The sequence below is a fragment of the Brevundimonas sp. BR2-1 genome, assembly GCF_037626195.1.
Classification (GTDB): domain Bacteria; phylum Pseudomonadota; class Alphaproteobacteria; order Caulobacterales; family Caulobacteraceae; genus Brevundimonas.
Genome location: NZ_JARKMV010000002.1, coordinates 586259 through 610806, shown reverse-complemented (window position 1 = coordinate 610806; position 24548 = coordinate 586259). Strand labels below are relative to the sequence as shown.

The window sequence follows — 24548 nt, the reverse complement described above, 5'->3', positions numbered from 1 at the left end:
CTCAGGCCGCCGCAGCTTCCGCGAACTGCCCGCCGCGGCGGTAGCGCCACAGGTAGGAGGGGGCGATCGCCTCGACACCGGTCGGCTGAATGCCCAGTTCGGCCAGACCCTCGGCGCCGTCGGCGACGACATTGTCCTTCTCCAGCAGAACGACCTGATCGCGGGTCAGCACCGGCGCAATGCCGACCATGGCCGTCAGCTGGGCCAGCGAACCGATGGCGCGGGCGGCGAAGAAGGGCAGGGGGACCAGGCCGTTCGAACGGTAGGTCTCGCGCAGGATCAGCTTCAGGACGTCCTCGAACGTCATGACCGCCGGTCCGCCCAGTTCGAAGGTGCGGCCCGCCGCCTCGGGCAGGACCGTGGCGCGGGCGATGGCCTCGGCCACGTCGCCGACATAGACGGGCTGGAACCGGGTCTTGCCGCCGCCGATCAGCGGCAGGAAGGGCGAGAACTGGGCCATCTGCGCGAACCGGTTCAGGAAGTCGTCTCCGGCGCCGAAGACGATCGAGGGCCGGATCACCACCGCGTCCGGCTTGACCTCGCGCACCGCCATCTCGGCCGCGGCCTTGGACAGGGCGTAGTCCGAGTCGCTTTCGGGATCGGCGCCGATGGCCGAAATCTGCACCAGCCGGTCGATGCCGGCGGCCGCGACGGCCTCCGCGATGTTGCGCGAAGCCTCGACATGCACGGCGTGGAAGCTGCGGCGGCCCGCCTCGTACAGGATGCCGATCAGATTGACGGCGGCGTCGGCGCCCTGCAGCGCGCTGGCGACCTCGTCCGGATTGGTCGCATCGCAGCGCACGGCCTGGATCTGGCCGACAGAGCCCGAGGTCTGCAGCTTCCAGGCGCGGTCGGGGCGGCGGCAGGCCACGCGCACGCGCCAGCCCCGGCGGGCGAAGGCGCGCACCAGCTGGCTGCCGACGAAACCCGAACCGCCGAAAACGGTGACCAGGCCGGGGGCGACTTCGCTCATCACAGGGACTCCAACAGGCGGCGGCGGGCGCGGGGCAGACCCTGCGCCGGGGCCGGATTAGACGATGGCCGCGGGCGTCGCAACGCAAAGCCGATAAAAGCCTGTTGACCCGCTGGGGGGCCTGCCTTAAGGGTCCGCGCCTTCCGGACGGAAACGCACGCAGGTGCGAAAACGTCTGGGCCCAGGTGGCGGAATTGGTAGACGCGCTGGCTTCAGGTGCCAGTGATCGAAAGGTCGTGGAGGTTCGAGTCCTCTCCTGGGCACCACTTTTGAACGGCGCTGCATCATCGATGCGGCGCCGTTTGCATTTGGAGCGCATGTTTTTCGCCCTATCGCTTCGCGCGCGGCGCTCAGCTACTTGAGGGCGGATATTTCTTTCGAACGAGCGTCTGACCCTCAATGACCGTCCATTTCCATGAAGGCGACCTGCCGAACGGCCTGGATCTGGGGCCTGAGGTCGCGATCGACTCCGAGACCATGGGCCTGCGTTTCCGCCGCGACCCCCTGTGCGTGGTCCAGCTGTCGGCCGGCGACGGCGACGCCCATGTCGTGCGCATGGACCGCCCCGGCTATGACTGCCCGAACCTGAAGCGGCTGCTGACCGATCCGGCGGTGCTGAAACTGTTCCACTTCGGCCGCTTCGACATCGGCATGTTCCAGTTGCATCTCGGGGTCGAGACGCGGCCGGTCTATTGCACCAAGATCGCCTCGCGCCTGGCCCGCACCTACACCGATCGCCACGGCCTGAAGGACGTGGTCCGGGAACTGGTCGGGATCGACCTGTCCAAGGCGCAGCAATCCAGCGACTGGGGCGCCGCCGAGCTGTCGCCCGCCCAGCTGGAGTACGCCGCGTCCGACGTCCTGTATCTGCACGCAGCCAAGGCGAGGCTGGACGAGATGCTGGCCCGCGAGGGCCGCACCGAACTGGCCCGCCAATGTTTCGACTTCCTGCCCAGCCGCTCTGCGCTGGATCTGGCGGGATGGGACGAAACGGACATCTTCGCGCACAGCTGATGACCGATCCCGCCGACATCCGGGACCAGGCCGACGAGGCGCGCGTCGCCGCCACGGCGCAGGCGTTCCGCACCCGATCGCGGCGGGTCCAGCTGCTGCGCCGCATCCTGCCGGTGGCGATCATCGTCCTGGCCGGCGGCACCGTCAGCTGGATCGTGCTGCGCAGTGTGATGTCGGATGTCGAGCGCAAGGCCGGAACCAGCCGCGAGGTCCGTCTGGACAGCGCCATGTTCCACGGCCAGGACGCCGAGGGTCGCAGTTTCATGATCGGGGCCAAAAGCGCCATACGCGACCCCGAGACCGGCCAGTTCCGGCTGATCGGACCGGCGCTGAAGCTGAATCTGGGCGGCCGCAAGGTCACCACCCTGACGGCCGACGGCGGAACCTACAATGAAGCCGCGAAGTCGGTCACCATCGGCCCCAATGTGCGGATATCCGACGGCGGGTCCGGGTTCGTCCTCGTTACGCCCGAGGCGGTGGTGAACACGGCGACCGGCGTGGTGACGGGCTCGAAGGGGGTTCAGGGGTCCGGCCCCCTTGGAACCATCTCCGCTTCGTCCTATGCGATCTATGAACAGGGACAACGGGTCGTGTTCAGCGGCGCGGGTGATAACAAGATACGCGGCACCATCAACGCCGGAGGGTCCAGCAGATGAGCATGAGCAGAGTTTTGAGCGCCGCCGCCGTCGCGCTGGCCATGGTCGCGATCCCCGTCGCGGGCGAGGCGCAGAGCCCCGTCAACAGCAGCGACGCGCCGATCTCGTTCGGTGCGGATTCCGGCGAATACGTCGGCAACACCGTCACCCTGCGCGGCCGGGCCGAACTGATCCAGGGCCAGAACCGCCTGCGCGCCGACAGGGTCTCGGGCCTGAGCCAGACGGGGGAAAGCCGTATCGAGGCGGCGGGCAACGTCTATTTCGTCACGCCCGAGCAGACGATCCGCGGCGACAGCGCCGTCTATACGACCGCCGACGACATGATCGTGGTGACTGGCGACGTCATCCTGACCCAGGGCCAGAACGTGCTGACCGGCTCGCGCCTGACCTACAACGTCCGCACCCGGACGGCCCGGATCGAGGCGGGCGGACAGGGCGGCCGCATCCGGGGGGTCTTCTATCCCCAGAACAGCGGGAACTGAGCCCCGGATTTGGCCCGCAAGGAACTCTCAGCCCTCAATGTGAACGAGGCCCCGGCCGAGCCGGCGGTATCGGCGCCCGCGCGCGCCACCGGCCTGAGGGTCGAGAACATCGCCAAATCCTTCGGCCAGCGGCAGGTGGTGCGCGACGTCTCCCTGCACGTCCAGCGGGGCCAGGTCGCCGGCCTGCTGGGCCCCAACGGCGCGGGCAAGACAACCTGTTTCTACATGATCACCGGCCTGATCCCGCCGGACCACGGGACCATCTGGCTGGACGGCGAGGACATCACGGCCCAGCCAATGTACCAGCGCGCCCGCATGGGTCTGGGCTATCTGGCCCAGGAGGCCTCGATCTTCCGCGGCATGACGGTCGAGCAGAACGTCAAGGCGGTGGTCGAACTGCACCACACCGGCGCGGCCGCCATCGCCGAGGAAACCCGCCGCCTGCTGGAAGAGCTGCGCATCGATCATCTGCGCCACGCCCCCGCCTCGGGCCTGTCGGGCGGCGAGCGGCGCCGTTGCGAGATCGCGCGGGCGCTGGCCGGCAAGCCCAGCTTCATGCTGCTGGACGAGCCTTTCGCCGGCATCGATCCCCTGGCCATCGCCGACATCCGGCAGGTGATCCGCTATCTGGCGGGCGAGGGCATCGGCGTGCTGATCACCGACCACAATGTCCGCGAGACGCTGGAAATCATCGACCACGCCTCGATCATCTCGGGCGGTTCGGTGCTGTTCGAGGGCAAGGCCGAGGACGTGATCCGCGATCCGGAAGTGCGCCGGGTCTATCTGGGCGACATGTACGGCTGAGGTTCAGTCCCCGCCGAGGCTCAGCCGGCTGATCAGCACCGCCGCCCGCTGCGACTGGCGCACCAGACTGTCCAGATCGATCCATTCGCCGTCGGCGTGAGCATTCCCGCCCGCGACGCCCAGACCGCCCAGCGTATCCACGTCGGCGGCCACGAAACCGCTGTCGGCGGCGCCGCGCCGGGCGGGGTCGTATTCGGCCATTTCGGGCAGGCCGAGGTCGCGGTTGACGGCGTTCAGCCGGGCCAGAAGGGCGCGGTTGCCTTCTGTGGGCGCCATGGGCGGATAGCCGCCCTCGCCGAAGACCAGTTCGGCCTCGGTGCGGGGCAGATGGGCGTCGACGATGGTCTGCATGCCGGCCCGGATGCGGGCGTCCTGTTCGGCGGTCAGGGTGCGCAGGTCGCCGCGGGCGATGGCCGTCGAGGCGACGATGTTTGTCTTGCCAGAGGCCGTGACGCTGAAGCCCTCGGCGTCGATGGCGGCGGGCGTGCCACCGGCGATCACACCGACATTGTAGGTCAGGTTCGGCTCGGGCAGTTCGCGGCGAAAGCCGTCGAGGATGCGCGCCATCTCGTAGATGGCGCCATAGCCCAGCGTGTCGTTGAACACGCCGCTGGAATGGCCGGTGCGGCCGCTCGTCCTCAGGGTCCAGTTGTTGGAGCTGCGGCGCGCGATGGTGCCGAAGTCCTGTTCGTCCTCGACGGCCAGGTTCTCGAATTCCAGGGCGAACGCGGCGACCCTTCCGGCCTCGACCAGATCGCGGCGGGCGATGGCGGCCGGGGCCCCGATCCGCTCCTCATCCCCGGTCAGCACGACGGTGATGCTTGCATCCTTCAGAGTGCCGGCCGCCTGCATGGCGCGCAGGGCGGCGATGATGACCACCACCCCGCCCTTGTCGTCGCCGATCCCCGGGCCTGTGGCGCGGCTGCCCGTTCGCTCGAAGCGCTGGAACGGGCTCTCCGGTTCGAACACCGTGTCCAGATGGCCGATCAGCAGGATGTTGCGGCCCCGGCCCGCGTGGGTGGCGACCAGATGGCCGGCCCGGCCGGTTTCGGTCATGTCGACCCAGCGGACCTCGAAGCCCAGCGGCTCCAGCTCGGCCCGGGCCATGTCGCCCACGGCGCGCACGCCGGCGAGGTTCAGCGAACCGCTGTTCTGGTTCACCATCCGCTCCAGCAGGGCGATGTGGCGGTCATGCTCCTGCGTCACGGTCTGCATCATCGCCCGCTCAGCCCCGGTGGGCTCTGCGTGAGCGGCCGGGGCGGCCGGGGCGGCCAAGAGCAGCAGGGCGGCGAGAAACAGGCGCATGGAAACCTCGGGCTGGGCGAGGCCCCAGCGTTCCCGATCCATGGCGCCGAGTAAAGGTCGCGCCCGCCGGCGCCCGTTTAGAACCCCGTTAACCGGTTCGGCGACACAGTCGCCGCAGCAAGTTTCGGGCCACTCGCCCGGCAGGGGGAAAAAGTGCTCGGGCAGAGGCTGGAGATCAGGCAGGGCCAGGGGCTGGTCATCACGCCCCAGCTGCAGCAGGCGATCAAGCTGCTGCAACTGTCGAACCTCGAGCTGGACGCCTTCGTCGAGGCGGAGCTGGAGCGCAATCCGCTGCTGCAGCGCGAGGACGCCGAGCCCGCCGAACGCGGCGAGGGCGAGGCCCCGGCAGCGGTCGAGGCCCATGACTCCGCGGAAATGAGTTTTGACGACGGCCGGGTCGCGGACGCCGACCGGTCGCTGGATGCGCGCTCCGACGACGTCTATGGCGACGCCAGCCCCGGCGAGCGCACCTCGGACCGGATGGAGGACGTCGGGACCGGCGAGGCCCAGGTCGGGCTGAACGACTGGTCCCGGGCCGGATCGGGCGGCGGTCTGCCGGACGGCGAGGGGCGCGAACAGCCGGACAGCCGCGAGGCGACCCTGTGGGAGCATCTGCAGGGCCAGGCCTCACAGGCGGGCTTCTCGGCCTCCGACCACGCCATCGCCCTGACCCTGATCGACGGGGTCGACGAGGGCGGCTATCTGCGCGGCGATCTGAACGAGGTGGCGGACCGGCTGGGCGTTTCGCTGGAGCGGGTCGAGGCGGTGCTGACGGTCTGTCACGGCTTCGAGCCGACGGGCGTCATGGCCCGTTCGGTGCCGGAATGCCTGAAGCTGCAGCTGATCGAACGCAACCGGTTCGACCCGGCCATGGCCTGCCTCCTCGACAATCTGGACCTGCTGGCCAAACGCGACCTGACGGCGCTGAAGAAGGCCTGCGACGTCGATTCCGAAGACATGGCCGAGATGATCGCCGAGCTGAAGGCGCTGACGCCCCGGCCCGGCGCGGGCTTCGGCGCCGAGCCGGCCCAGACGGTGATTCCCGACGTGCATGTGCGGGCCGACCCGGCCGGCGGCTGGAAGGTCGAGCTGAACTCGGACACCCTGCCGCGGCTGATCATGGACAAACGCTATCATGGCGTCGTCGCGGCGGGCTCGCGCTCGGACGTGGAAAAGACCTTCGTGGCCGAATGCGCGGCCCAGGCCAGCTGGTTGGTCAAGTCGCTGGATCAGCGCGCGAAGACGATCCTGAAGGTCTCGTCCGAGATCGTGCGCCAGCAGGACGCCTTCCTCGCCTTCGGCGTCGAATTCCTGCGGCCGCTGAACCTGAAGACGGTGGCCGACGCCATCGGCATGCACGAGTCCACGGTCAGCCGGGTCACCTCGAACAAATACGTTTCGACGCCGCGCGGCGTGTTCGAGCTGAAATTCTTCTTCACGGCGGCCATCCAGTCCTCGGACGGCGGGGCGACCCATTCGGCCGAGGCTGTGCGCCATCGGATCAGGGCCATGATCGACGGTGAGGGCCGCGACGGCGACGTCCTGTCCGACGACCGGATCGTGGAGATACTCAAGGAGACCGGCATCGACATCGCCCGCCGCACTGTGGCGAAATACCGCGAGGCGCTGCGCATCCCGTCGTCGGTCGAGCGCAAGCGGATGCTGCGAACGGGCTGACGGCCCCGCCGTCTCTCGTGTCTCACGCGCCCGCCGTCCAAATCCCGGGTTAGTCGTCGAAATCCGTCGCCGAATTCCCCGGCGCTGAAATCTTCGAATTCTTCGCGCCTTTCATCGTCCAAGCTCCTCTCGCCACCACATTTCGGTGATCGGCGTTGACACCATTCCCGTTCGGTCGCGTTCTATCGACATGCAAATCCAAGTCAGCGGCAAGCACGTGGATGTCGGCGACGCGTTAGGCTCGCGCATCTCCCAGGAACTCGAAGACGGGATCGGCAAATATTTCGAACGCGGCGCCCAGGACGCCGAGGTCGTGGTGTCCAAGGACGGCCACGGCTTCAAGGTGGACTGTTGGGTCCGTCTGGCGTCCGGAGAAGCGATCGTCACCAGCGGATTGGGCGGCGACGCCCATGGGGCGTTCTCGGATTCGCTCGAGAAGCTCGAGAAGCGCGTCCGCCGCTACAAACGCCGGCTGAAGAACCACCACGCCGGCCCGCGGGGCCTTTCGCCCGAAAAAACCGAGAATGCGGCCCGCGACGTGGCGCGCAGCATCGTTCTGCGCAGCCCCGACGAGGTCGAGGACGAGGAGTTCGGCGATGCGGGCGCGCCGGGCGAGCCGCCCCCCGTGGGAATGGTCATCGCCGAGACCGAGGCGGAGATCCGGACCATCACCGTCGGACGCGCGGTGCTGGAGCTGGACATGACGGGCTATCCGGTCGTGCTGTTCCGCAATGCGGCCCATGGCGGCATCTCGGTGGTCTATCGCCGGCCTGACGGAAACGTGGGCTGGATCGACCCTGAGCGAACTGCAAAATCGATCAACGGACACGGTTCGGTAAACGGTAAGAGCGTATAGTCTTCCCCAATGGAGGCGGGTGGTTTAAACGGCCCCCGCCCGTTCGGGATGTATGGGCAGAGTCGGGAACTCCTCATGGACATCGGTGATTTGCTGGCGGACGGCGGCGTCGTCCTGCGCAGCGGCGCGTCGTCGAAGCGTCAGGCCTTGCATACGGTGGCCGAGGCCGCCGCCCAGGCCCTCGGAATGCCGGAAAGTCGCGTGATGGAAGCGTTGCTCGAGCGCGAGGCTCTGGGCTCGACCGGGCTCGGTTCGGGCGTGGCCGTGCCGCACGCCCGGCTGGAGGGCGTCGAGCGGGTGACGGCGGTCTTCGTGCGTCTGGATACGCCCGTCGCCTATGGCGCGGTCGACGATCGTCCGGTGGATCTGCTGTTCGCCCTGTTCGCCCCGCCGCGCGACGGCGCCGAGCATCTGCGCGCGCTGGCGGCGGTGTCGCGCGCCCTCAGATCGCCGGAAATGCGCGAGCAGCTGCGGCAGGCCCGCACGACCGACGCGATTCGCGCCCTGTTCGTCAGGGACCAGGCCCCCGCCACGGCGGCCTGAGAAAGCTTCCAGTACGCTGACGGCGCGCGCGGCGCGCGCCTGACCGGCTCAGTGGACCGACACAGGCTCCAGTTCGTGGGCCACGGCGGCGGCGAAGGCGGTTTCGCGATCGACCATGACGGCCAGCCGCTCGCCGTCCGCGGCATGAACCGCGAACAGGGTCGCCTGCGGGTCGATCTTCAGATTTCCGGCCTCGTGCGGGATGACGTCAGCGAGCACGTCGGCCGCCGGAATTTCGCGCACATAAACGAGGTCGGGCGAACCCAGGCCCCTGAAATCTTCGTTGGTCATTACTATCGGCGTCATTGCGACCGCCTCCTTGCACTGAACTAACGCCCACAGGGCGCTAAGGGTCCGGCCCCGAAAGCGGCGGCCGGAAAACGCAGGCTTTCAGCCTGTCGTGATGGGGATGCGCCTGATCGCGGGCAGGTCCTCGGGCCGGCTCATGTCGACATGCAGCAGGCCGTGCTCCAGCCGCGCCTCCTCTATTTCCAGCCCGTCGGCCAGGACGAAGCTGCGGACGAAGCCGCGGCCGGCGATGCCGCGGTGCAGGAAGGCCTGGTCGGTCTTGTCCGCGGGTTCGCGCTTGCCTGCGATGGTCAGCTGACGGCCTTCGAGCGTGACGGCCAGGTCCTCGGGCCCGAAGCCGGCGACGGCCAGGGTGATCCGCACGGCGTGTTCGCCGCGCTGCTCGACGTTGTAGGGGGGATAGCTGTCGGCGGCGGCCCGCGCAGCGCGGTCGATCATCGCCCGGGTGTGGTCGAAGCCCAGCAGGAAGGGGCTGTCGAACAATATGGTTCGCGTCGTCATGGTCTCATTGCCCCCGAAGCAGGCTGTCCCGCCGTCTGCGCCCCCCGTCATCGGCGAGGCGTCGGCCAGGATATCCAGATGGGGCCGAAAGGCGCGGAGATCAACAAGACCCCGGATGGGACGAAGGCCCCGCGGTTTCCCGCGGGGCCTTCGATGGTGGAGCTTAGCGGAGTCGAACCGCTGACCTCTTGCATGCCATGCAAGCGCTCTACCAGCTGAGCTAAAGCCCCGAACCTTATCGGTCGGATCGCGGCGGGTCTCGGGAGGCCCTGCTGCGAGGCGGCGGAACCTATGTCAGGGTCTGATTGCGATCAAGCCCGGTTCAACCATTTATTTTCGTCTCCGCCGGACCTTTGAAAAACTGTCCGGCGGAGGTCCGAAAAAGCCTATTCGTCGTCCTTGGGCGCCTTGATCTCATCCTCGAACGCGTCGTCGTCCTCGTCCTCGATGAACGGGACCGAGTCGTCGTCATCGTCAGCGAGGACATCATCATCCTCGACTGCTTCGCCCATGCCGGGTTCCTCGGTGGGATCGACAGGCGTCTCATCGTCATCGTCGTCCGGGGTCAGGATCGGCTCGTGGCCTTCCTCGTCGATCTCGGGCGTCGCGACGGCTTCTTCTTCCTCGTCCTCGTCGCCGTCGGCCTTCTTGTCCTTGACCTGATCCTCGGCCTCGTCGTCGGCGGGATAGCCGGCCGGACGGCCGCGGCGATTGCGCAGCTTCAGCGCCTCTTCCGGATCGAAATCGGTCGCGCATTTGGGGCAATGAGCCGGGCGGCGGCCCAGGTCATAGAATTTGGCCTGGCAGTTCGGGCAGACCTGCTTCTGGCCCAGTTCGGGTTTGGCCACGGTTAAAGACCTTTGGCGGGAGTGGGGAAATGGGGCGGCTCCCTTGCCACCCCCTGACGCCGCTGTCAAAAACCATCTCCGCGCGCCCGCGTCTATTACCGTCCCGGAGACCGCAGGGTGTCGACCCCGGATCATCTGACAGCCCGCCGCAGCGCCCCGCTGAACGGCCTCGTGCGCGCTCCCGGCGACAAGTCCACGTCCCACCGCGCCCTGATCATGGGAGCGATGGCGACAGGTATCACAGAGATCGAGGGCCTGCTGGAGGGCGCCGACGTCCTGGCGACCGCGCGGGCTGTGGAAGCCTTCGGCGCGACGGTTGAGCGGCTGGGCGAGGGCCGCTGGAGAGTCACGGGGCGGGGCGGGTTCAGACAGCCGGCGAGCATCATCGACTGCGGCAACGCCGGCACCGGCGTGCGGCTGCTGATGGGCGCGGCGGCTGGCTATCCGCTCACCGCGACGTTCGACGGCGACGCCAGCCTGCGCAAACGGCCCATGAAGCGGGTGACGGGTCCCCTGGCGGAGATGGGGGCGTGGTTCGGCTGGAAGGCTGAGCCGGATCGCCTGCCCGTCGAGATCCAGGGCGGGTCGCTGTCGGCGATTGATTTCATGCAGCCGGTGGCGTCGGCCCAGGTGAAGTCGGCCATCCTGCTGGCGGGGCTGAATGCGGACGGCGTGACGACGGTGACCGAGCCCGAACCGAGCCGCGACCATACCGAGCGGATGCTGCGCGCCTTCGGGGCCGAGGTGGGGGTGTTGCCTTTGGACGCCGGGTGGCGCGTCAGCCTGAAGGGCGGCCAGCCGCTGACCGGAACCTCTGTGACCGTGCCGGGCGATCCGTCCTCGGCCGCCTTCCCGCTGGCGGCGGGCCTGATCGTTCCGGGGTCCGAGGTGACGGTCGAGGGCGTGATGCTGAACCCGCTGCGCACCGGCCTGTTCGAGACCTGGCGCGAGATGGGGGCCGATCTGACCGTATCGAACCGCCGCATGGCGGGCGGGGAAGAGGTGGGGGACGTGACAGCGCGGCATTCGGCCCTGACGGGTGTCGTCGTCCCGGTAGAGCGCGCCGCCTCGATGATCGACGAATATCCGATCCTCGCCGCCACGGCGGCTTTTGCTGTGGGCTCGACGGTCATGCGCGGGATCGGCGAGATGCGGGTCAAGGAGAGCGACCGCATCGCCTTGATGGCGGCGGGGCTGAAAGCCTGCGGTGTCGCGGTCGAGGAAGAGCCTGAGGGCTTCACCGTGACCGGCGGCCCTGTCCGGGGCGGCGCGCCCGTCACCACCCACGGCGATCACCGCATCGCCATGAGCCATCTGGTGCTGGGTCTGGCGGCCGACGAGGCGGTCACGGTCGATGAGCCGGGGATGATCGCGACCAGCTTCCCCGGCTTTGTGGAGTTGATGCGCGGCCTCGGGGCCGATATCGCAGCCTCCGAATGACCCGCTCCCTGATCATCGCCGTCGACGGCCCCGCCGCCTCGGGCAAGGGCACCATCGCCGCGCGGCTGGCGCGTGAGTACGGCCTGCCGCATCTGGATACCGGCCTGCTGTACCGCGCCGTCGGACTGGGCGTGCTGGACGGCGGCGGGTCGCTGGATGACGAAGCCGCGGCCGTGGCCGTGGCGCGCGCCCTGAGCACGGAGAAGCTGAGCGACACCGAGCGGCTGACCAGCGGCGACGCGGGCGAGGCGGCCAGCCGGGTGGCGGGCTATCCGGGCGTCCGCGCGGCCCTGCTGGAGTTCCAGCGGGCGTTCGCCGCCCGAGCCGGCGGCGCGGTGCTGGACGGGCGCGACATCGGCACGGTCATCGCGCCGGACGCTCCGGCCAAGCTGTTCGTGACGGCGACCCCCGAGGTGCGCGCCCTGCGGCGCTGGAAGCAGCTGACCGGCCGCGGCGACGCCATCGCCTATGAGGACATGCTGGCCGACATCATCCGCCGGGACGAGCGCGACGCGGGCCGGGGCGCGGCCCCGATGGTGCAGGCTGACGACGCCGTCTTGCTGGATACGACCGATATGGATATAGAGACCGCCTTCGATGCGGCCCGCCGTATCGTCGAGGCGGCGCGTGTCCGGAACGGTCTCTAGAGACCTCAAGGCAAATCCAGCGCGTCATCCTCGGCTTCCGCGGGCGTTCTGGCTTCATCTGCCTCGCATCCCGACGACCTGATTACCCTTTCACACTCACCTCGCGCGGGGCCGTCCGGCCGCGCGCCACAACCGTTAGAAACCCAACCACCGTATGACTGACACCCAGAGCTTCTCCCCCTCGCGTGACGACTTCGCCGCGCTGCTCGACGAAACCCTTCAGGGCCGCGACCTCGGCGAAGGCCAGGTCGTCCACGGCCGCGTCGTCGGCATCGAAAAGGACATTCTGATCATCGACGTCGGTCTGAAGACCGAAGGCCGCATCCCGGCCCGCGAATTCGGCATCGGCGAAGGCGCCGTGATCCCGAAGGTCGGCGACAATGTCGAAGTCTACCTCGAGCGCGTCGAGAACGCCCTGGGTGAAGCCGTCATCAGCCGCGACAAGGCTCGCCGCGAAGAAGCCTGGACCCGTCTGGAAGTCGTCTTCGCCGAAGGCCAGCCGGTCAACGGCGCCATCGTCGGCCGGGTCAAGGGCGGCTTCACCGTCGATCTGGGCGGCGCCTCGGCCTTCCTGCCGGGCTCGCAGGTCGACATCCGCCCGGTGCGCGACGTCGGCCCGCTGATGGGCAAGGAACAGCCCTTCGCCATCCTGAAAATGGACCGTCCGCGCGGCAACATCGTCGTCTCGCGCCGCGCCATCCTGGAAGAGGCCCGCGCCGAACAGCGCACCGAACTGGTCGGCCAGCTGCTGGAAGGCGAAGTCCGCGAAGGCGTGGTCAAGAACATCACCGACTACGGCGCGTTCGTGGACCTGGGCGGCATCGACGGCCTGCTGCACGTCACCGACATGTCGTGGAAGCGCGTTTCCCACCCCTCGCAGGTCCTCGCCGTCGGCGACACCGTCAAGGTCCAGATCGTCAAGATCAACCCGGACACCCAGCGCATCAGCCTCGGCATGAAGCAGCTGCAGACCGATCCGTGGGACGGCGTCGAAGCCAAATACCCCGTCGGCGCCAAGATGACCGGCCGTATCACCAACATCACCGACTACGGCGCGTTCGTTGAGCTGGAAGCCGGCGTTGAAGGCCTGGTCCACGTCTCGGAAATGTCCTGGACCAAGAAGAACGTCCATCCGGGCAAGATCGTCTCGACCTCGCAGGAAGTCGACGTGGTCGTGCTGGACGTCGACGCCTCCAAGCGCCGCATCTCGCTGGGCCTGAAGCAGGCCCAGGACAATCCGTGGGATGCCTTCGTGGCCGCCAACCCGATCGGTTCGACCGTCGAGGGCGAGGTCAAGAACGCCACCGAGTTCGGCCTGTTCATCGGCCTGGACAACGACATCGACGGCATGGTGCACCTGTCCGACCTGGACTGGAACGTCTCGGGCGAGGAAGCCATCCAGCGCTACCGCAAGGGCGAGACCGTCAAGGCCAAGGTGCTGGACGTCGACGTCGAGAAGGAACGCGTCTCGCTGGGCATCAAGCAGCTGGGCGGCGATCCGATGGAAGGGGATGCCTTCAAGAAGGGTCAGCAGATCACCGTCACCGTGACGGCGGTCGAAACCGGCGGCATCGAGGTCAAGTTCGGCGAAGAGGACGCTCCGGCGACCGCCTTCATCCGCAAATCCGACCTGTCCCGCGACCGCAACGAACAGCGCACCGAGCGCTTCTCGGTCGGCGATCGTGTCGACGCCATGGTCACCGGCATCGACAAGGCCTCGCGCCGCGTCTCGGTGTCGATCAAGGCTCTGGAAATGAAGGACGAGGCCTCGGCGATCGAACAGTTCGGTTCCTCGGATTCGGGCGCTTCGCTGGGCGACATCCTGGGCGCGGCCCTTCGCGAGAAGGCCGGCGCGAAGGAATAGTCTTCCTTTTGAGCTGAGTACGGATCAGGCGGCGGGAGCGATCCCGCCGCCTTTTTCGTGCGAGCGACGGGCAGGTTTGTGAACGTTAACCGACATTTCGCCGGTCAAACCGCTGCGCGGGGCTTTTTCCTGCGGCGGGCGGAGGCTAGGGTGGCTTGCATCCTGCGCTCGGATGCACCCGTATGCGTCCTGGGGAAGCGCGGAAGAGGACGGGGGCCTGCCAATGATCAAGTCTGAGCTGATCGAAAAGCTCGCTGCCGAGAACACCCATCTGACCCATGCCGAGGTCGAGCGGGTGGTGAATATCGTGCTCGGCCAGATGGTCGAGTCGCTGGGCGGAGGCGGACGTGTGGAGTTGCGCGGCTTCGGCGCCTTTTCCGTCCGGGCCCGTCCGGCGCGCGCAGGACGCAATCCCCGCACGGGCGAGACCGTCGACGTTCCGGCCAAGGCCGTGCCCTTCTTCAAGAGCGGCAAGGAACTGCGCGAGCGGCTGAACGCCGGCGACGCATAGGCGGGGACCGACCATGGGCCTGGTGACCGAGTTCAAGGAGTTCATCGCCCGCGGCAATGTCATCGACCTGGCGGTCGGCGTCATCATCGGCGCCTCGTTCGGCAAGATCGTCACCAGCCTGGTCGAACAGGTGGTCATGCCGCCGATCGGCCTGCTGCTGGGCAAGGTCGATTTCTCGAAGCTCAAATGGGTGCTGGCTCCCGAGAATCCCGCGACCGAGGCGGTCGAGGAGGTGGCGATCCAGTACGGCGCCTTCATCAACACCCTGATCCAGTTCGCCATCGTGGCGCTGGTGGTCTTTCTGATGGTCAAGGCGATCAACGAGCTGCGCCGCGAGAAGGCCGCCGAACCTGAAATCGCGTCCGCGCCGACGGCGACCGAGGCCCTGCTGACCGAGATTCGCGACGAGCTGAAGGCGCGGCCCCGGGTCTGATTTCCGATCAAGGATACGGAACAGGATTCTCTGTTTGACTCTGACGGCTGTTGGAACAAATAGTGAACATCTGGATTTCCGGACTCTCATGACGCCTTCGCCCCTGTCATCTCCCGGCCTGTTTCCCGAGCGGCCCGCGCCGCTGGAAGAGGCCTGCGCGGCGGGTCCCCGAGACGGGGCGGCGCTGATGGCCTTCGCCCTGTCGCGACGTCTGGAGGGAGATGGACGGCCGGTTCTGATGACCGCGACGCGGGCGTGGCTGGGCGAGCATGGCCGGCCCTATGGTCCCGGCCTGTCGGGAACGGCCCTGATCCTTGCTCCCGTGAATACGGCGGCCGAAGCGTTGTGGACGCTGGAGCAGGCGTTGCGGTCGGGGGCGGTGTCCCTGGCCTTGGGCGCGGTGGACGCGGCGACCCTGACCCAGACCCGGCGGCTGGATTTCGCGGCCAAGCAGGGCGGATGCGTGGGACTGGTGCTGCCGCGCGGGCTGGACGAGCTCAGCGCGGCGCGGAGGCGTTGGCGGATCTCGACCCTGGCCAGCGCCGTCGATCCCGATGACGCCAAGGCGCCAGGGGCGGCGCGGCTGACGGCCGAACTGGTGCGCGGGCGCGGGGAACGGCCGGGGGCCTGGATGCTGGAGCAGGATGATGAGACGCATCGTCTCCGTCTGGCTGATCGACTGGCCGATAGCGGTCTGGCGGCGATCGGCCATGCGGGCGCGCCGTCCGGCCTCGCAGCCTGACCCAGCGCTCGATCCGAAGAACCCGTTCGCCCTGATCCTGAAGAACAGCCGGGGCGCGGCGATCATTCACGCCCTGAATCCGGCCGCGCGCTCGGCCGGCCTTCGGCGCGGCCAGACCCAGGCCGACGCCCTGGCCATGATCCCGCACCTGATCTGCAAGCCCGCCGATATCGAGGCCGACGCCCGGGCGCTGACGGCGCTGGCGGTCTGGGCAGAGCGCTGGTCGCCGTCGGTCAGCCTCGATCCGGCGGGTGAGGGGCTGGAGGGGCTGTTCCTCGACGTCACGGGCGCGACCCATCTGTTCGGCGGCGAGGCGGCTTTGCTGGCCCAGATCCGGGGCCGGCTGGCCGGGGCCGGGACGCGGGCGCGGGCCGCCATGGCGCCGACGCCGGGCGCCGCCTGGGCCCTGGCGCGCTGGGGCGAGGCCGAGGGCGGCGATTGCATCGCCGACGAGGACAATGCGCGGGATCTGCTGTCGGCCCTGCCGGTCGAGGCCCTGCGTATCGACGACCGCACCCTGACACAGGCCCGGCGGTTCGGGCTGAAGCGGATCGGCGACCTCTATCCCATGCCGCGCGCGGGGCTGGCGCGGCGGTTCCGCGACGGCGACGGCGTCGGTCTGGTGCAGCGGCTGGATCAGGCGCTGGGCTTCGCGGGGGAGGCCCTGACGCCCGTGCGTCCGCCGCCGAAATACCGGGCGTGGCAGGCCTGGATGGAGCCGGTCGGCGATATGGAGGGGGTGGAGGCGAGGCTGGCGGATCTGACCGCCGACCTGTCCGCGCCGCTGGTGCGCGACGGCCAGGGGGCGAAGGCCCTGACTCTGACAGGCTTCCGCTCGGACGGCCGGACCACCAGCCTGTCAGTGCGCATGGGGCGGCCCGGACGGGAGGCGGGCGTCTGGCTGCGGCTGTTCCGCGAGGCGGGGCTGGGCCGACTGGAACTGGGGTTCGGCCTCGACGCCATGATGCTGACCGCCGACGAGGTCGAGGAGATGGCGGCCCGGCAGGGGGCGCTGGAAAGCGAGGCCGAGGCGAAACAGGCCGAGAGCCTGGCCGCCCTGATCGACCGCCTTACGGCGCGTCTGGGCGAGGACCGGGTGCTGACGCCCGAGCCGGTCGACAGCTGGCTGCCCGAGCGCGCCGAGCGCTGGCGGCCGGCGCTGGGGCGGTCGCCGGCCGCCGCTGAGGGCGACGCGCGCCGGCCCATCCTGCTGCTGGACCCGCCCGAACCGGTCGAGGCCCTGGCCGAACTGCCCGACGGGGCGCCGGTGAGGTTCACATGGCGGCGACTGTCGCGGCGGGTGACCCGCTCTGATGGTCCCGAACGGTTGTCGCCCGAATGGTGGCGGCCCCGCCCCGACGACCGGCAGGTGCGCACCCGCGACTATTACCGCGTCGAAGACGAGGCGGGCGGGCGCTATTGGCTGTTCCGCGAGGGGCTGTACGGACGGGAATACTCGGGAGCGGCGGAGGAGCGCGCGCCGTCGTGGTGGATGCACGGGGTGCTGCCATGACGGCCCCGGGATCAGGCTGGGACGGCCAGTACGCCGAACTGGGAGCGATGACCAACTTCAGCTTTCTGGAGGGGGCGTCGCATCCGGGCGAGATCGCGATGCAGGCGAAATCGCTGGGGCTGGCCGCCATCGGCGTGGCCGACCGCAACACCCTGGCCGGCATGGTGCGGGCCCTGATGGGGGCCGAGAAGGTCGATATCCCTCTGGTCGTCGGGTCGCGCCTGGGGTTCACCGACGGGACAGAATTGATCGTCTTTCCCCGGGACCGCGCCGCCTACGGCCGCCTGTGCCGCCTGCTGTCGCTGGGCAAGAGCGAGGCGGTGCCCCAGCCGGGCGCCGATCCGGGAGCGGCGCGGATCGAGAAGGCCGAGACGCGGCTGACCTTCGAGCAGGCGGTCGGGCTGGGCCAGGGGATGATCGCCCTCGCCCCCGCGCCGGAACAGCCCGACGCGGCGTTCGAGGCGCGGCTGGCGGCGTGGCGCAGGGCCTGGCCCGACGTCCTGTATCTGGCGGCGGCGCCCCTGTGGCGCGGGGACGACCGCAAACGGCTGAACCGGCTGGCGGCCATGGCGCACCGCACCGGCGCGCCGATGATCGCGACCAATGCGGTGCTGTACCACCACCCCGACCGGCGGCAGCTGCAGGACGTCCTGACCTGCATCCGCGAGGGGACGACCATCGACAAGGCCGGCCGCCGGCTGCAGGCCAACGCCGAACGTCATCTGAAAGCGCCGGCCCTGATGGCGCGGCTGTTCCGCGGCCATGAGACGGCGCTGGCGAGGACCATGGAAGTGGCGCGGGTCTGCCGGTTCTCGCTGCGGGAACTCGAGTATCAGTACCCGGACGAACCGGTGCCGAAGGGCTGGACGGCGCAGCGGCGGTTGATCCGGCTGACGTTCAAGGGCGCGCGGGAGAAATGGCCCGACGGTGTCGATCCGAAAATCCGGGAGACGATCGTCAAGGAGCTTAAGCTGATCAAGCTTCTGAAATACCCCAATTACTTTCTGACCGTGCATGACGTCGTCCACTGGGCGCGAACGCAGGAGAAGCCGATCCTGTGTCAGGGGCGGGGCTCGGCCGCCAACTCGGTGGTCTGTTTCTGTCTGGGCGTCACTAATGTGAACCCGGCCGAGCAGGACGTGCTGATCGAGCGTTTCATGTCGGCCGACCGTGACGAGCCGCCGGACATCGACGTCGATTTCGAACATGAGCGGCGCGAGGAGGTGATGCAGTACGTCTATCGCCGCTACGGCCGTGACCGGGCCGCCATCGTGGCGACCATCATCCACTACCGGCCCCGCTCCGCGATCCGCGACGTGGGCAAGGCTCTGGGCCTCACTGAGGACGTCACCGCCCGGATGGCCGACACCGTCTGGGGCTCGTGGGGCGACAGCGTGACGGGCGAGCATGTCGACCGGACCGGCCTGAGCCGCGACGACGCACGGATGCGACTGGCGCTGGAGCTGACGTCCGAACTGATCAGGTTTCCACGCCACCTCAGCCAGCATGTCGGAGGCTATGTGCTGAGTCAGACGCCGCTGCTGGAGATCGTACCGATCGGCAACGCCGCCATGCCGGACCGCACCTTCATCGAATGGGACAAGGACGACATCGACTTCCTGAGGCTGATGAAGGTCGATGTCCTGGCGTTGGGCATGCTGACCGCGCTGAGGCGCGGCTTCGATCTGATCGCGGACCACTATGGTCGACGGCTCGAACTGGACACGGTCCCTCCGGACGATCCGGAGGTCTACGACATGCTGTGCAAGGGGGACTCTCTCGGGGTCTTTCAGGTCGAGAGCCGGGCCCAGATGTCGATGCTGCCGCGGCTCCAGCCGCGCGTCTTCTACGACCTGGTGGTGGAGGTCGCCATCGTCCGCCCCGGGCCGATCCAGGGCGGGATGGTGCATCCCTATCTGAAGCGGCGGGCGGAGCGACGGGAGGCTGAGCGGTTGGGCCGGCCTTTCGTGATCGGCTTTCCCCATCCCCACCCGGACCACGGCGACAGGGATGAGCTGAGACGGGTGCTGCACAAGACCCTGGGCGTGCCCCTGTTTCAGGAGCAGGCCATGCGGATCGCCATGGAGGCGGCGAAATACACTCCGGCCGAGGCCAACAGCCTGAGGCGGGCCATGGCCACCTTCCGGCACATGGGCACGATCGGAGAGCATGAGGAACGGTTCACCGGCCGGATGATCGCCCGCGGCTACGATCCCGATTTCGCCCGCAGCTGTTTCGATCAGATCAAGGGGTTTGGAGAGTACGGCTTCCCGGAAAGCCACGCCTGTTCGTTCGCCCTGCTGGTCTACATCTCGTCCTGGATGAAGCGCTGGTATCCGGAGGTGTTCACCGCCGCCCTGCTGAACAGCCAGCCGATGGGCTTCTACGCCCCGGCCCAGCTGGTGCGGGACGCCATCGAGCATGGGGCCGAGGTCCGGCATCCGGATGTGAACGTCAGCGGCTGGGACGCCTCGCTGGAAGCCCGCGGCGAGGGCCAGCCCTGCGCCCTGCGGCTGGGCATGCGGTCGATCGACGGCTTCAAGGAGGACTGGGCCCAGCGGATCGAGGCGGTGCGGGGGACGGCGCCCTTCGCCGATCTGGAGGATCTGAGGCGGAGGGCGAATCTGCCGCCCTCCGCCCTCGACCGGCTGGCCGAGGCGGACGCCTTCGGGTCGCTGGAGCTGACGCGCCGGCAGGGGCTGTGGGCGGTCCGGGGCGCGCCGCCGGCGTCGACGGCGCCCCTGTTCGAGGCCATGGGACTGGTCGAGACGGACGGCCGACCGCCCGAGGCCCTGCCGGTGCTGGCGCCGTCCGAGGAGGTGGTCGGCGACTACCAGACCATCCGCCTGTCGCTGAAAGGCCATCCGGTCAGCTTCCTGCGCGAAAGACTGACGGCCCTCGGCGCGCTGACGGCGAAGGACTATCCGCAAAGATCCAACGGCCGGTCCGTCACGGTGGGTGGCGTCGTGCTGGTGCGCCAGCGGCCCGGCACGGCCAAGGGCGTCTGTTTCATGACGGTCGAGGACGAGACCGGCGTCGCCAATCTGGTCCTGTGGCCCGACGTGTTCGAACGGCTCAGACCTGTTGCGATGGGCGCGCGCATGGTGCTGGCCCGGGGCAAGGTGCAGACGGCCGAGGGGGTGACCCATCTGGTCGTCGATCATCTGGAGGACTGGACGCCGATGCTGGGCTATCTGACGCCGGACAACGCGCCCGGTTCAGGTCATGCGCCGGCGCGCGGACGGCATCCGCGCGACGTTCGGGTGCTGCCCGGATCGCGGGATTTTCACTGAGGAGCGCCGGTCTGACGGCGACCCGGATACGGCCACAAGGCGCGTGTCGCTCCTTGCGGGCTCACCGGGCGGGCCGCAGCATCGGAACGAGCGTCGGCGAGGACCCGACCTGAATTTCGCCCAGCGGTTCGAAACCGTAGCGCTGGTAGAACGGAATGTTGCGCGGGTTCGATGATTCCAGATAGGCCGGTGCATGGTCCCGATCACACCGGGCGACCGCATAGGCCATCAAGGCGGCGCCGTGGCCTTCGCCCTGATGCGCCGGGTCGGCGCCGATCAGGGGCAGGTACCAGTGTGGTTCGGACGGATGGTAAGCAGCCATCTGCTCGAATATGGAATCCGTTTCAGGGCGAAGGGCGCGGGCTACCGTACTGTCGATTACCGCGCCAAGCCCTTCCTCGTCGGAATGCACGCCGGGCGGCAGCCACAGCGCAGTCGCGGCATAGCCATCTGTGCAATAGGCGGTTCCACTCGAGTACGCGCTGCTTGCGAAGGCCCGGACCATTCGCGGCATGGCCTCAAGGTACTGGTGGGCGAGCGGCCAGGTCCATCGCGCCATGGGGTCCGCCGCAAACGCCAGCACGACCGTTTTGGTCGCCGGATCCTCATCGGCGGAGGTCATAACTCTGATTGGCAGCGATCTCACACGGCTCTCCGCGATCTCGAAACGGCTGACCCCTGCCGTCCGGCATCTCTATCCGAACTCAAGCGGGCAGTGCGCGGTTCCCGTTCCGTCTCTTCTACCCCCTCCGTTGAAACCGCCACTTCCAGATGCGGTACCCCACGATCGGCGCGAACCCGCCCACGAGCGCCGCGACCAGAACCGTCCAGAACCCGCCGCCCAGTCCGTATTCGCCGACCGCCGCCCCGACCATGGCCGCGAGAAGCGGACCCAGCCAGGGCAGCCACGACGGGGGTCTAGGCATCCACCTTGATGACGCCGCGCCGGATCTGGTCCAGCTCGATGGAGTCGAACAGGGCCTGGAAATTGCCCTCGCCGAACGCCTGGTTGCCCTTGCGCTGGATGATCTCGAAGAAGATCGGCCCGAAGGTGTCCTGGGTGAAGATCTGCAGCAGCAGGCCGTCCTCGTCCGAACCGTCGATCAGGATTCGGTTCTTGCGCATCCGGGCCACGTCCTCGCCGTGGTTGGGCAGGCGTTTGTCGATCAGGTCGAAATAGGTCTCGATCGTATCCTGGAAGGGGATGCCGCGGCGCTTCAGCTCCTCGACGGTCTCGAAGATGTCGTCGGTGGCCAGGGCGATGTGCTGGATGCCCTCGCCGTTGTAGCGGCGCAGGAATTCCTCGATCTGGCTGTTCTCGTCCTGGCTCTCGTTCAGGGGGATGCGGATGGCGCGGTCAGGCGCGATCATGGCCTGGGACAGCAGGCCGGTCGCCTTGCCCTTGATGTTGAAATATTTCTGCTCCTCGAAGGCGAAGACGTCGCCGTAGAAGCCCGACCAGGTCCGCATCTGGCCCCGGCGCACGTTGTGGGTCAGGTGGTCAAGGCTGAACAGGCCGACCGAGTTCTTGCGCTCGGCCTCTTCCCAGCCCTCGATCTCGTCCCAGCCGTCGTAGAGCGAGCCCTGGTCGCCGTACTGGTCGATGATGTAGAGCAGCGACCCGCCGATGCCCTGCAGGATGTAGGAATAGCCGCCGCCAAGGGCGCCGCCATCGTGGCCCTCGGCCGGACGGGCGCCGCGCGACACCGCGCCTTCATAGGCGGCCTTCGCGTCCGTGACGCGGAAGGCCATGCCGTTGGCCGAGGGGCCGTGCTCGGCCGCGAACTCGCTCGCCTGTCCCTTGGGCGAGCGATTGACCAGCAGGGTGATGTCGCCCTGCTTCAGCCGCACCACGTCATTGGCCGGGTTCACATGCGTCTGGGTGAAGCCCATCAGCTCAAGGCGGGAGATCATGGCCGCGGGATCGGGACCGGTGAACTCCACGAACTCGAAGCCGTCGACGCCGAGCGGGTTTTCCTTGTCGAGGCGGGTGGCCGCTTCGGATTGGGGCGCGTCGTGCATGGGGCGTCTCCTGAGGGCGTCGGCGTTGGTCGCCGCTTTCGGGCGGAACCTAGTGACCGGCGGCGGCCAAGCCAAGCCGCCGCCGGTCACAGTTGAGTGGGAGGGCCCGCGCCGCGCCTAGGGCCGGCCCACCACCGCATCGACCGAACCGGTCGTCACCGGGTGATAGCCGGGCCGGGCCCGGGCGTAGATGCGGCGGGCGATGGGACGGCCCCAGTCGCCCTCGGCCCACAGGCTGGTGAACAGCGGCAGGACGAATTTACGCCGGCCCTGCGTGGTCAGGAAATGCTCCAGCGTCGGGACGGCTGGCTGATAGCGGTGCTGGACCGCGATCTGCAGCCAGGCGAACAACACCTCGGCATTGCCCTCGCTGCGCAGGTTCAGCGTCGATTCCAGATCGGCCAGCTGGGCATCGGTCAGCCAATCGGCGCCGCCCTGGGCGCCTTCGGGACGCCAGGCGAGGAAGCGCTGGCGCTCCTGTGTCGACCAACCGGCCCATGGAATGGCCGAGGCCGGGCCCTTGTCGGCGAAGAAGGCGCGGGCGGCCGCATCGACCGGACCGAAGGCGCCCGAGACCGGCGGCTGCCAGTTCGACGGCATGCCCGGCTGATAGATCCAGGCGTCCATCATCAGCTGGCGCTCCAGACCGGCGTCGCCCGCGATCAGATGGGCGCGGATGTCCTGCAGGAACAGTTCGGTGGTCATGGGACGGAAGGCGTTGCGCTCGAAATACCCCTTCAGCCAGCTGTCGAACCGATCGCGTCTGACGATCCGTTCGATGGTGAACAGGAAGGCGGCGCCCTTCTCATAGGCGACGTCGGTCAGACCCTCGTCGGGATCGCGTCCCTCGAGATTCAGGTGCAGGCGGGTGTCGGCGGGCGGCAGGCCGGCCATTTCGTCCTGCAGGTCGCCCCAGCCCAGCGAGGCCAGCATCAGGGCGCGATCCCGGCCGTACAGGGCCTCCATGATCCGGTTCTCGAAATAGACGGTGAACCCCTCGTTCAGCCACATGTCGTTCCAGGTGGCGTTGGTGACGAGGTTGCCCGACCAGCTGTGCGCCAGCTCATGCGCCACCAGCGAGACCAGCGACTGGTCGCCGGCGATGATGGTCGGGGTGGCGAAGGTCAGGCGCGGGTTCTCCATCCCGCCGAACGGGAACGAGGGCGGCAGGACCAGCAGGTCGTACCGGCCCCAGCGATAGGGGCCGTAGAGACGCTCGGCTGCGTCGACCATGTCGGCGGTGGGAGCCAGTTCGGCGCGGGCGGCTTCCAGACGCGAGGGCTCGGTGAAGACGCCCGTGCGCTCGTCGATGGCGGCGAAGGCCAGGTCGCCCACGCCGATGGCGATCAGATAGGGCGGCACCGGATTGGTCATGCGGAACCGCCAGGCCTTCATGCCGGGACCCGCGGCTTCGCCCTCCGGAGTCAGTTGCTGGGCGCTCATGACCACGCGCAGGTCGGCGGGGGCGACGATGCGGGCGTCATAGGTCTGGCGGATGCCGGGGCTGTCCTGGGTCGGGACCCAGGTGCGGGTCAGGATCGCCTGACCCTGGCTGAACAGATAAGGCTTCTGACCCCCCGCGGTCTGGGACGGGGTCAACCACTGCAGGGCGGCGGCGTCCGGGCGGGTCGAATAGCTGATCACGATGCGGCGGGTCTCACCGGCGGTCAGGGCCGGGAAGCGCACCGTCAGGGGCTGGCCCTTGATGGCGTCGTTTGCGCCGGTTTGGTACTGCAGCGGCGCACCGGCGGCGTCGGCGACATTGCGGATGTCCAGGTTCTTGACGTCCAGCACGATCTCGTCGGCGCCCTGAACGCCCTGGATGTCGAGCGCGGCGGTTCCGGACAGGGTGCGGGCCTGGAAGTCCGCGGTCAGGTCCAGCGCGACGTGGCGCACATGGGCGATCTCGGGCCGCGCATAGGTGTGGGTGTCGCGCGCGTATTCGGCGGGCGCGGCGGCCGAGGCCGGCAGCGGCGGCATGTCCGAGCCGGACGAGGGGCCGAAGCCGGGCATCGAGGCGCATCCCCCCAGAGCCGTCGCGAGCGCGAGGGCGGAGACCAGTCCAAACGTGCGGATCATCGAGAGTCCTTGACCAGAAGGCCCGCCGTCCCTTGC

At 68.5% G+C, this 24548-nt stretch carries 24 protein-coding genes and 2 tRNA genes; 16 read left to right on the top strand and 10 right to left on the bottom strand.

The window, feature by feature from the left end; all coding sequences use genetic code 11:
* Position 1: 1 nt before the first annotated feature.
* Complete coding sequence (locus tag BrevBR_RS12635; protein ID WP_340001171.1) at positions 2-973, bottom strand: complex I NDUFA9 subunit family protein; 972 nt, start codon at positions 971-973, stop codon at positions 2-4.
* Between the two features lie 179 nt (positions 974-1152).
* Here BrevBR_RS12635 and BrevBR_RS12630 point away from each other — a divergent pair.
* The 5 genes from BrevBR_RS12630 (at position 1153) to lptB (ending at position 3929) form a co-directional block, all read left to right on the top strand.
* Positions 1153-1239, top strand: a tRNA-Leu gene (locus BrevBR_RS12630).
* Positions 1240-1372: 133 nt separating this feature from the next.
* Entirely contained in the window at positions 1373-1987 is a 615-nt protein-coding gene (locus BrevBR_RS12625) for a ribonuclease D (protein ID WP_332639485.1), read from the top strand.
* Positions 1987-2643: an LPS export ABC transporter periplasmic protein LptC gene (gene lptC / locus BrevBR_RS12620; protein ID WP_332639484.1), complete on the top strand. Its 657-nt coding sequence runs from the start codon at positions 1987-1989 to the stop codon at positions 2641-2643. Before BrevBR_RS12625 ends, lptC begins: the two co-directional genes overlap by 1 nt.
* A 2-nt stretch (positions 2644-2645) precedes the next feature.
* Entirely contained in the window at positions 2646-3125 is a 480-nt protein-coding gene (locus tag BrevBR_RS12615) for an LptA/OstA family protein (RefSeq protein ID WP_340001169.1), read from the top strand.
* 39 nt (positions 3126-3164) lie between these two features.
* Positions 3165-3929, top strand: a complete 765-nt coding sequence (gene lptB, locus BrevBR_RS12610; protein ID WP_332639511.1) for an LPS export ABC transporter ATP-binding protein — start codon at positions 3165-3167, stop codon at positions 3927-3929.
* A gap of 3 nt (positions 3930-3932) precedes the next feature.
* On the opposite strand, the gene BrevBR_RS12605 is transcribed toward lptB, so the two are convergent.
* Complete coding sequence (locus BrevBR_RS12605) at positions 3933-5234, bottom strand: M20/M25/M40 family metallo-hydrolase (RefSeq protein WP_340001168.1); 1302 nt, start codon at positions 5232-5234, stop codon at positions 3933-3935.
* Positions 5235-5387: 153 nt separating this feature from the next.
* On the opposite strand from BrevBR_RS12605, the gene rpoN reads away from it, so the two are divergent.
* The 3 genes from rpoN (at position 5388) to ptsN (ending at position 8310) form a co-directional block, all read left to right on the top strand.
* A complete protein-coding gene (gene rpoN, locus BrevBR_RS12600; protein ID WP_340001167.1) occupies positions 5388-6911 on the top strand; it encodes an RNA polymerase factor sigma-54 in 1524 nt (507 codons plus the stop codon).
* Between the two features lie 190 nt (positions 6912-7101).
* On the top strand, positions 7102-7767 hold the full coding sequence (hpf, locus tag BrevBR_RS12595; protein WP_332639480.1) for a ribosome hibernation-promoting factor, HPF/YfiA family: 666 nt from the start codon (positions 7102-7104) through the stop codon (positions 7765-7767).
* Positions 7768-7842: 75 nt separating this feature from the next.
* Positions 7843-8310: a PTS IIA-like nitrogen regulatory protein PtsN gene (gene ptsN / locus BrevBR_RS12590; protein ID WP_340001166.1), complete on the top strand. Its 468-nt coding sequence runs from the start codon at positions 7843-7845 to the stop codon at positions 8308-8310.
* Between the two features lie 48 nt (positions 8311-8358).
* Here ptsN and BrevBR_RS12585 read toward each other — a convergent pair whose 3' ends face one another.
* The 4 genes from BrevBR_RS12585 to BrevBR_RS12570 form a co-directional block, all read right to left on the bottom strand.
* Positions 8359-8616: a DUF1150 family protein gene (locus BrevBR_RS12585; RefSeq protein WP_332639478.1), complete on the bottom strand. Its 258-nt coding sequence runs from the start codon at positions 8614-8616 to the stop codon at positions 8359-8361.
* A gap of 84 nt (positions 8617-8700) precedes the next feature.
* The gene (locus BrevBR_RS12580; RefSeq protein ID WP_340001165.1) at positions 8701-9120 is read right to left on the bottom strand and encodes an Hsp20 family protein; all 420 of its coding nucleotides are present in this window, start codon (positions 9118-9120) and stop codon (positions 8701-8703) included.
* 154 nt (positions 9121-9274) lie between these two features.
* A tRNA-Ala gene (locus tag BrevBR_RS12575) sits at positions 9275-9350 on the bottom strand.
* Between the two features lie 156 nt (positions 9351-9506).
* Positions 9507-9968, bottom strand: a complete 462-nt coding sequence (locus BrevBR_RS12570; protein WP_332639476.1) for a TIGR02300 family protein — start codon at positions 9966-9968, stop codon at positions 9507-9509.
* A 117-nt stretch (positions 9969-10085) separates the two neighbouring features.
* Here BrevBR_RS12570 and aroA point away from each other — a divergent pair, with 117 nt between their 5' ends.
* The 8 genes from aroA to BrevBR_RS12530 all read left to right on the top strand — a co-directional run bounded on the left by aroA (position 10086) and on the right by BrevBR_RS12530 (position 20411).
* A complete protein-coding gene (gene aroA, locus BrevBR_RS12565; RefSeq protein WP_445214761.1) occupies positions 10086-11408 on the top strand; it encodes a 3-phosphoshikimate 1-carboxyvinyltransferase in 1323 nt (440 codons plus the stop codon).
* Positions 11405-12055, top strand: a complete 651-nt coding sequence (gene cmk / locus BrevBR_RS12560; protein ID WP_340001164.1) for a (d)CMP kinase — start codon at positions 11405-11407, stop codon at positions 12053-12055. Before aroA ends, cmk begins: the two co-directional genes overlap by 4 nt.
* A gap of 154 nt (positions 12056-12209) precedes the next feature.
* Positions 12210-13919 (top strand): 30S ribosomal protein S1, encoded by a 1710-nt coding sequence (gene rpsA / locus BrevBR_RS12555; protein WP_332639474.1) that lies wholly within the window; start codon positions 12210-12212, stop codon positions 13917-13919.
* A gap of 223 nt (positions 13920-14142) precedes the next feature.
* Positions 14143-14430, top strand: a complete 288-nt coding sequence (locus BrevBR_RS12550; protein ID WP_332639473.1) for an integration host factor subunit beta — start codon at positions 14143-14145, stop codon at positions 14428-14430.
* A 13-nt stretch (positions 14431-14443) separates the two neighbouring features.
* Positions 14444-14863: a large-conductance mechanosensitive channel protein MscL gene (gene mscL / locus BrevBR_RS12545; RefSeq protein WP_332639472.1), complete on the top strand. Its 420-nt coding sequence runs from the start codon at positions 14444-14446 to the stop codon at positions 14861-14863.
* Between the two features lie 88 nt (positions 14864-14951).
* Positions 14952-15605 carry a hypothetical protein gene (locus tag BrevBR_RS12540; protein WP_340001163.1) on the top strand — a complete coding sequence of 218 codons (654 nt, stop codon included), beginning with the start codon at positions 14952-14954 and terminating at the stop codon, positions 15603-15605.
* A complete protein-coding gene (locus BrevBR_RS12535; protein WP_340001162.1) occupies positions 15511-17118 on the top strand; it encodes a Y-family DNA polymerase in 1608 nt (535 codons plus the stop codon). The genes BrevBR_RS12540 and BrevBR_RS12535 overlap by 95 nt, the downstream gene beginning before the upstream one ends.
* On the top strand, positions 17115-20411 hold the full coding sequence (locus BrevBR_RS12530; protein WP_340001161.1) for an error-prone DNA polymerase: 3297 nt from the start codon (positions 17115-17117) through the stop codon (positions 20409-20411). Before BrevBR_RS12535 ends, BrevBR_RS12530 begins: the two co-directional genes overlap by 4 nt.
* A 61-nt stretch (positions 20412-20472) precedes the next feature.
* On the opposite strand, the gene BrevBR_RS12525 is transcribed toward BrevBR_RS12530, so the two are convergent.
* The 4 genes from BrevBR_RS12525 to BrevBR_RS12510 form a co-directional block, all read right to left on the bottom strand.
* Positions 20473-21033, bottom strand: a complete 561-nt coding sequence (locus tag BrevBR_RS12525; RefSeq protein ID WP_340001160.1) for a GNAT family N-acetyltransferase — start codon at positions 21031-21033, stop codon at positions 20473-20475.
* A 118-nt stretch (positions 21034-21151) separates the two neighbouring features.
* The gene (locus BrevBR_RS12520; RefSeq protein ID WP_340001159.1) at positions 21152-21337 is read right to left on the bottom strand and encodes a hypothetical protein; all 186 of its coding nucleotides are present in this window, start codon (positions 21335-21337) and stop codon (positions 21152-21154) included.
* Positions 21330-22433 (bottom strand): 4-hydroxyphenylpyruvate dioxygenase, encoded by a 1104-nt coding sequence (gene hppD / locus BrevBR_RS12515; RefSeq protein ID WP_340001158.1) that lies wholly within the window; start codon positions 22431-22433, stop codon positions 21330-21332. The genes BrevBR_RS12520 and hppD overlap by 8 nt, the downstream gene beginning before the upstream one ends.
* A gap of 117 nt (positions 22434-22550) precedes the next feature.
* Entirely contained in the window at positions 22551-24512 is a 1962-nt protein-coding gene (locus BrevBR_RS12510) for a M1 family metallopeptidase (RefSeq protein ID WP_340001157.1), read from the bottom strand.
* Between the last annotated feature and the right edge of the window lie 36 nt (positions 24513-24548).

Excerpts from the sequence above, each read along its gene's own strand:
- BrevBR_RS12635 (WP_340001171.1), bottom strand. The coding sequence starts at position 973 with ATGAGCGAAGTCGCCCCCGGCCTGGTCACCGTTTTCGGCGGTTCGGGT.
- BrevBR_RS12625 (WP_332639485.1), top strand. The coding sequence starts at position 1,373 with ATGACCGTCCATTTCCATGAAGGCGACCTGCCGAACGGCCTGGATCTG.
- lptC (WP_332639484.1), top strand. The coding sequence starts at position 1,987 with ATGACCGATCCCGCCGACATCCGGGACCAGGCCGACGAGGCGCGCGTC.
- BrevBR_RS12615 (WP_340001169.1), top strand. The coding sequence starts at position 2,646 with ATGAGCAGAGTTTTGAGCGCCGCCGCCGTCGCGCTGGCCATGGTCGCG.
- BrevBR_RS12605 (WP_340001168.1), bottom strand. The coding sequence starts at position 5,234 with ATGCGCCTGTTTCTCGCCGCCCTGCTGCTCTTGGCCGCCCCGGCCGCC.
- hpf (WP_332639480.1), top strand. The coding sequence starts at position 7,102 with ATGCAAATCCAAGTCAGCGGCAAGCACGTGGATGTCGGCGACGCGTTA.
- ptsN (WP_340001166.1), top strand. The coding sequence starts at position 7,843 with ATGGACATCGGTGATTTGCTGGCGGACGGCGGCGTCGTCCTGCGCAGC.
- BrevBR_RS12585 (WP_332639478.1), bottom strand. The coding sequence starts at position 8,616 with ATGACGCCGATAGTAATGACCAACGAAGATTTCAGGGGCCTGGGTTCG.
- BrevBR_RS12580 (WP_340001165.1), bottom strand. The coding sequence starts at position 9,120 with ATGACGACGCGAACCATATTGTTCGACAGCCCCTTCCTGCTGGGCTTC.
- cmk (WP_340001164.1), top strand. The coding sequence starts at position 11,405 with ATGACCCGCTCCCTGATCATCGCCGTCGACGGCCCCGCCGCCTCGGGC.
- rpsA (WP_332639474.1), top strand. The coding sequence starts at position 12,210 with ATGACTGACACCCAGAGCTTCTCCCCCTCGCGTGACGACTTCGCCGCG.
- BrevBR_RS12550 (WP_332639473.1), top strand. The coding sequence starts at position 14,143 with ATGATCAAGTCTGAGCTGATCGAAAAGCTCGCTGCCGAGAACACCCAT.
- mscL (WP_332639472.1), top strand. The coding sequence starts at position 14,444 with ATGGGCCTGGTGACCGAGTTCAAGGAGTTCATCGCCCGCGGCAATGTC.
- BrevBR_RS12540 (WP_340001163.1), top strand. The coding sequence starts at position 14,952 with ATGACGCCTTCGCCCCTGTCATCTCCCGGCCTGTTTCCCGAGCGGCCC.
- BrevBR_RS12535 (WP_340001162.1), top strand. The coding sequence starts at position 15,511 with ATGAGACGCATCGTCTCCGTCTGGCTGATCGACTGGCCGATAGCGGTC.
- BrevBR_RS12530 (WP_340001161.1), top strand. The coding sequence starts at position 17,115 with ATGACGGCCCCGGGATCAGGCTGGGACGGCCAGTACGCCGAACTGGGA.
- BrevBR_RS12525 (WP_340001160.1), bottom strand. The coding sequence starts at position 21,033 with ATGACCTCCGCCGATGAGGATCCGGCGACCAAAACGGTCGTGCTGGCG.
- BrevBR_RS12520 (WP_340001159.1), bottom strand. The coding sequence starts at position 21,337 with ATGCCTAGACCCCCGTCGTGGCTGCCCTGGCTGGGTCCGCTTCTCGCG.
- hppD (WP_340001158.1), bottom strand. The coding sequence starts at position 22,433 with ATGCACGACGCGCCCCAATCCGAAGCGGCCACCCGCCTCGACAAGGAA.
- BrevBR_RS12510 (WP_340001157.1), bottom strand. The coding sequence starts at position 24,512 with ATGATCCGCACGTTTGGACTGGTCTCCGCCCTCGCGCTCGCGACGGCT.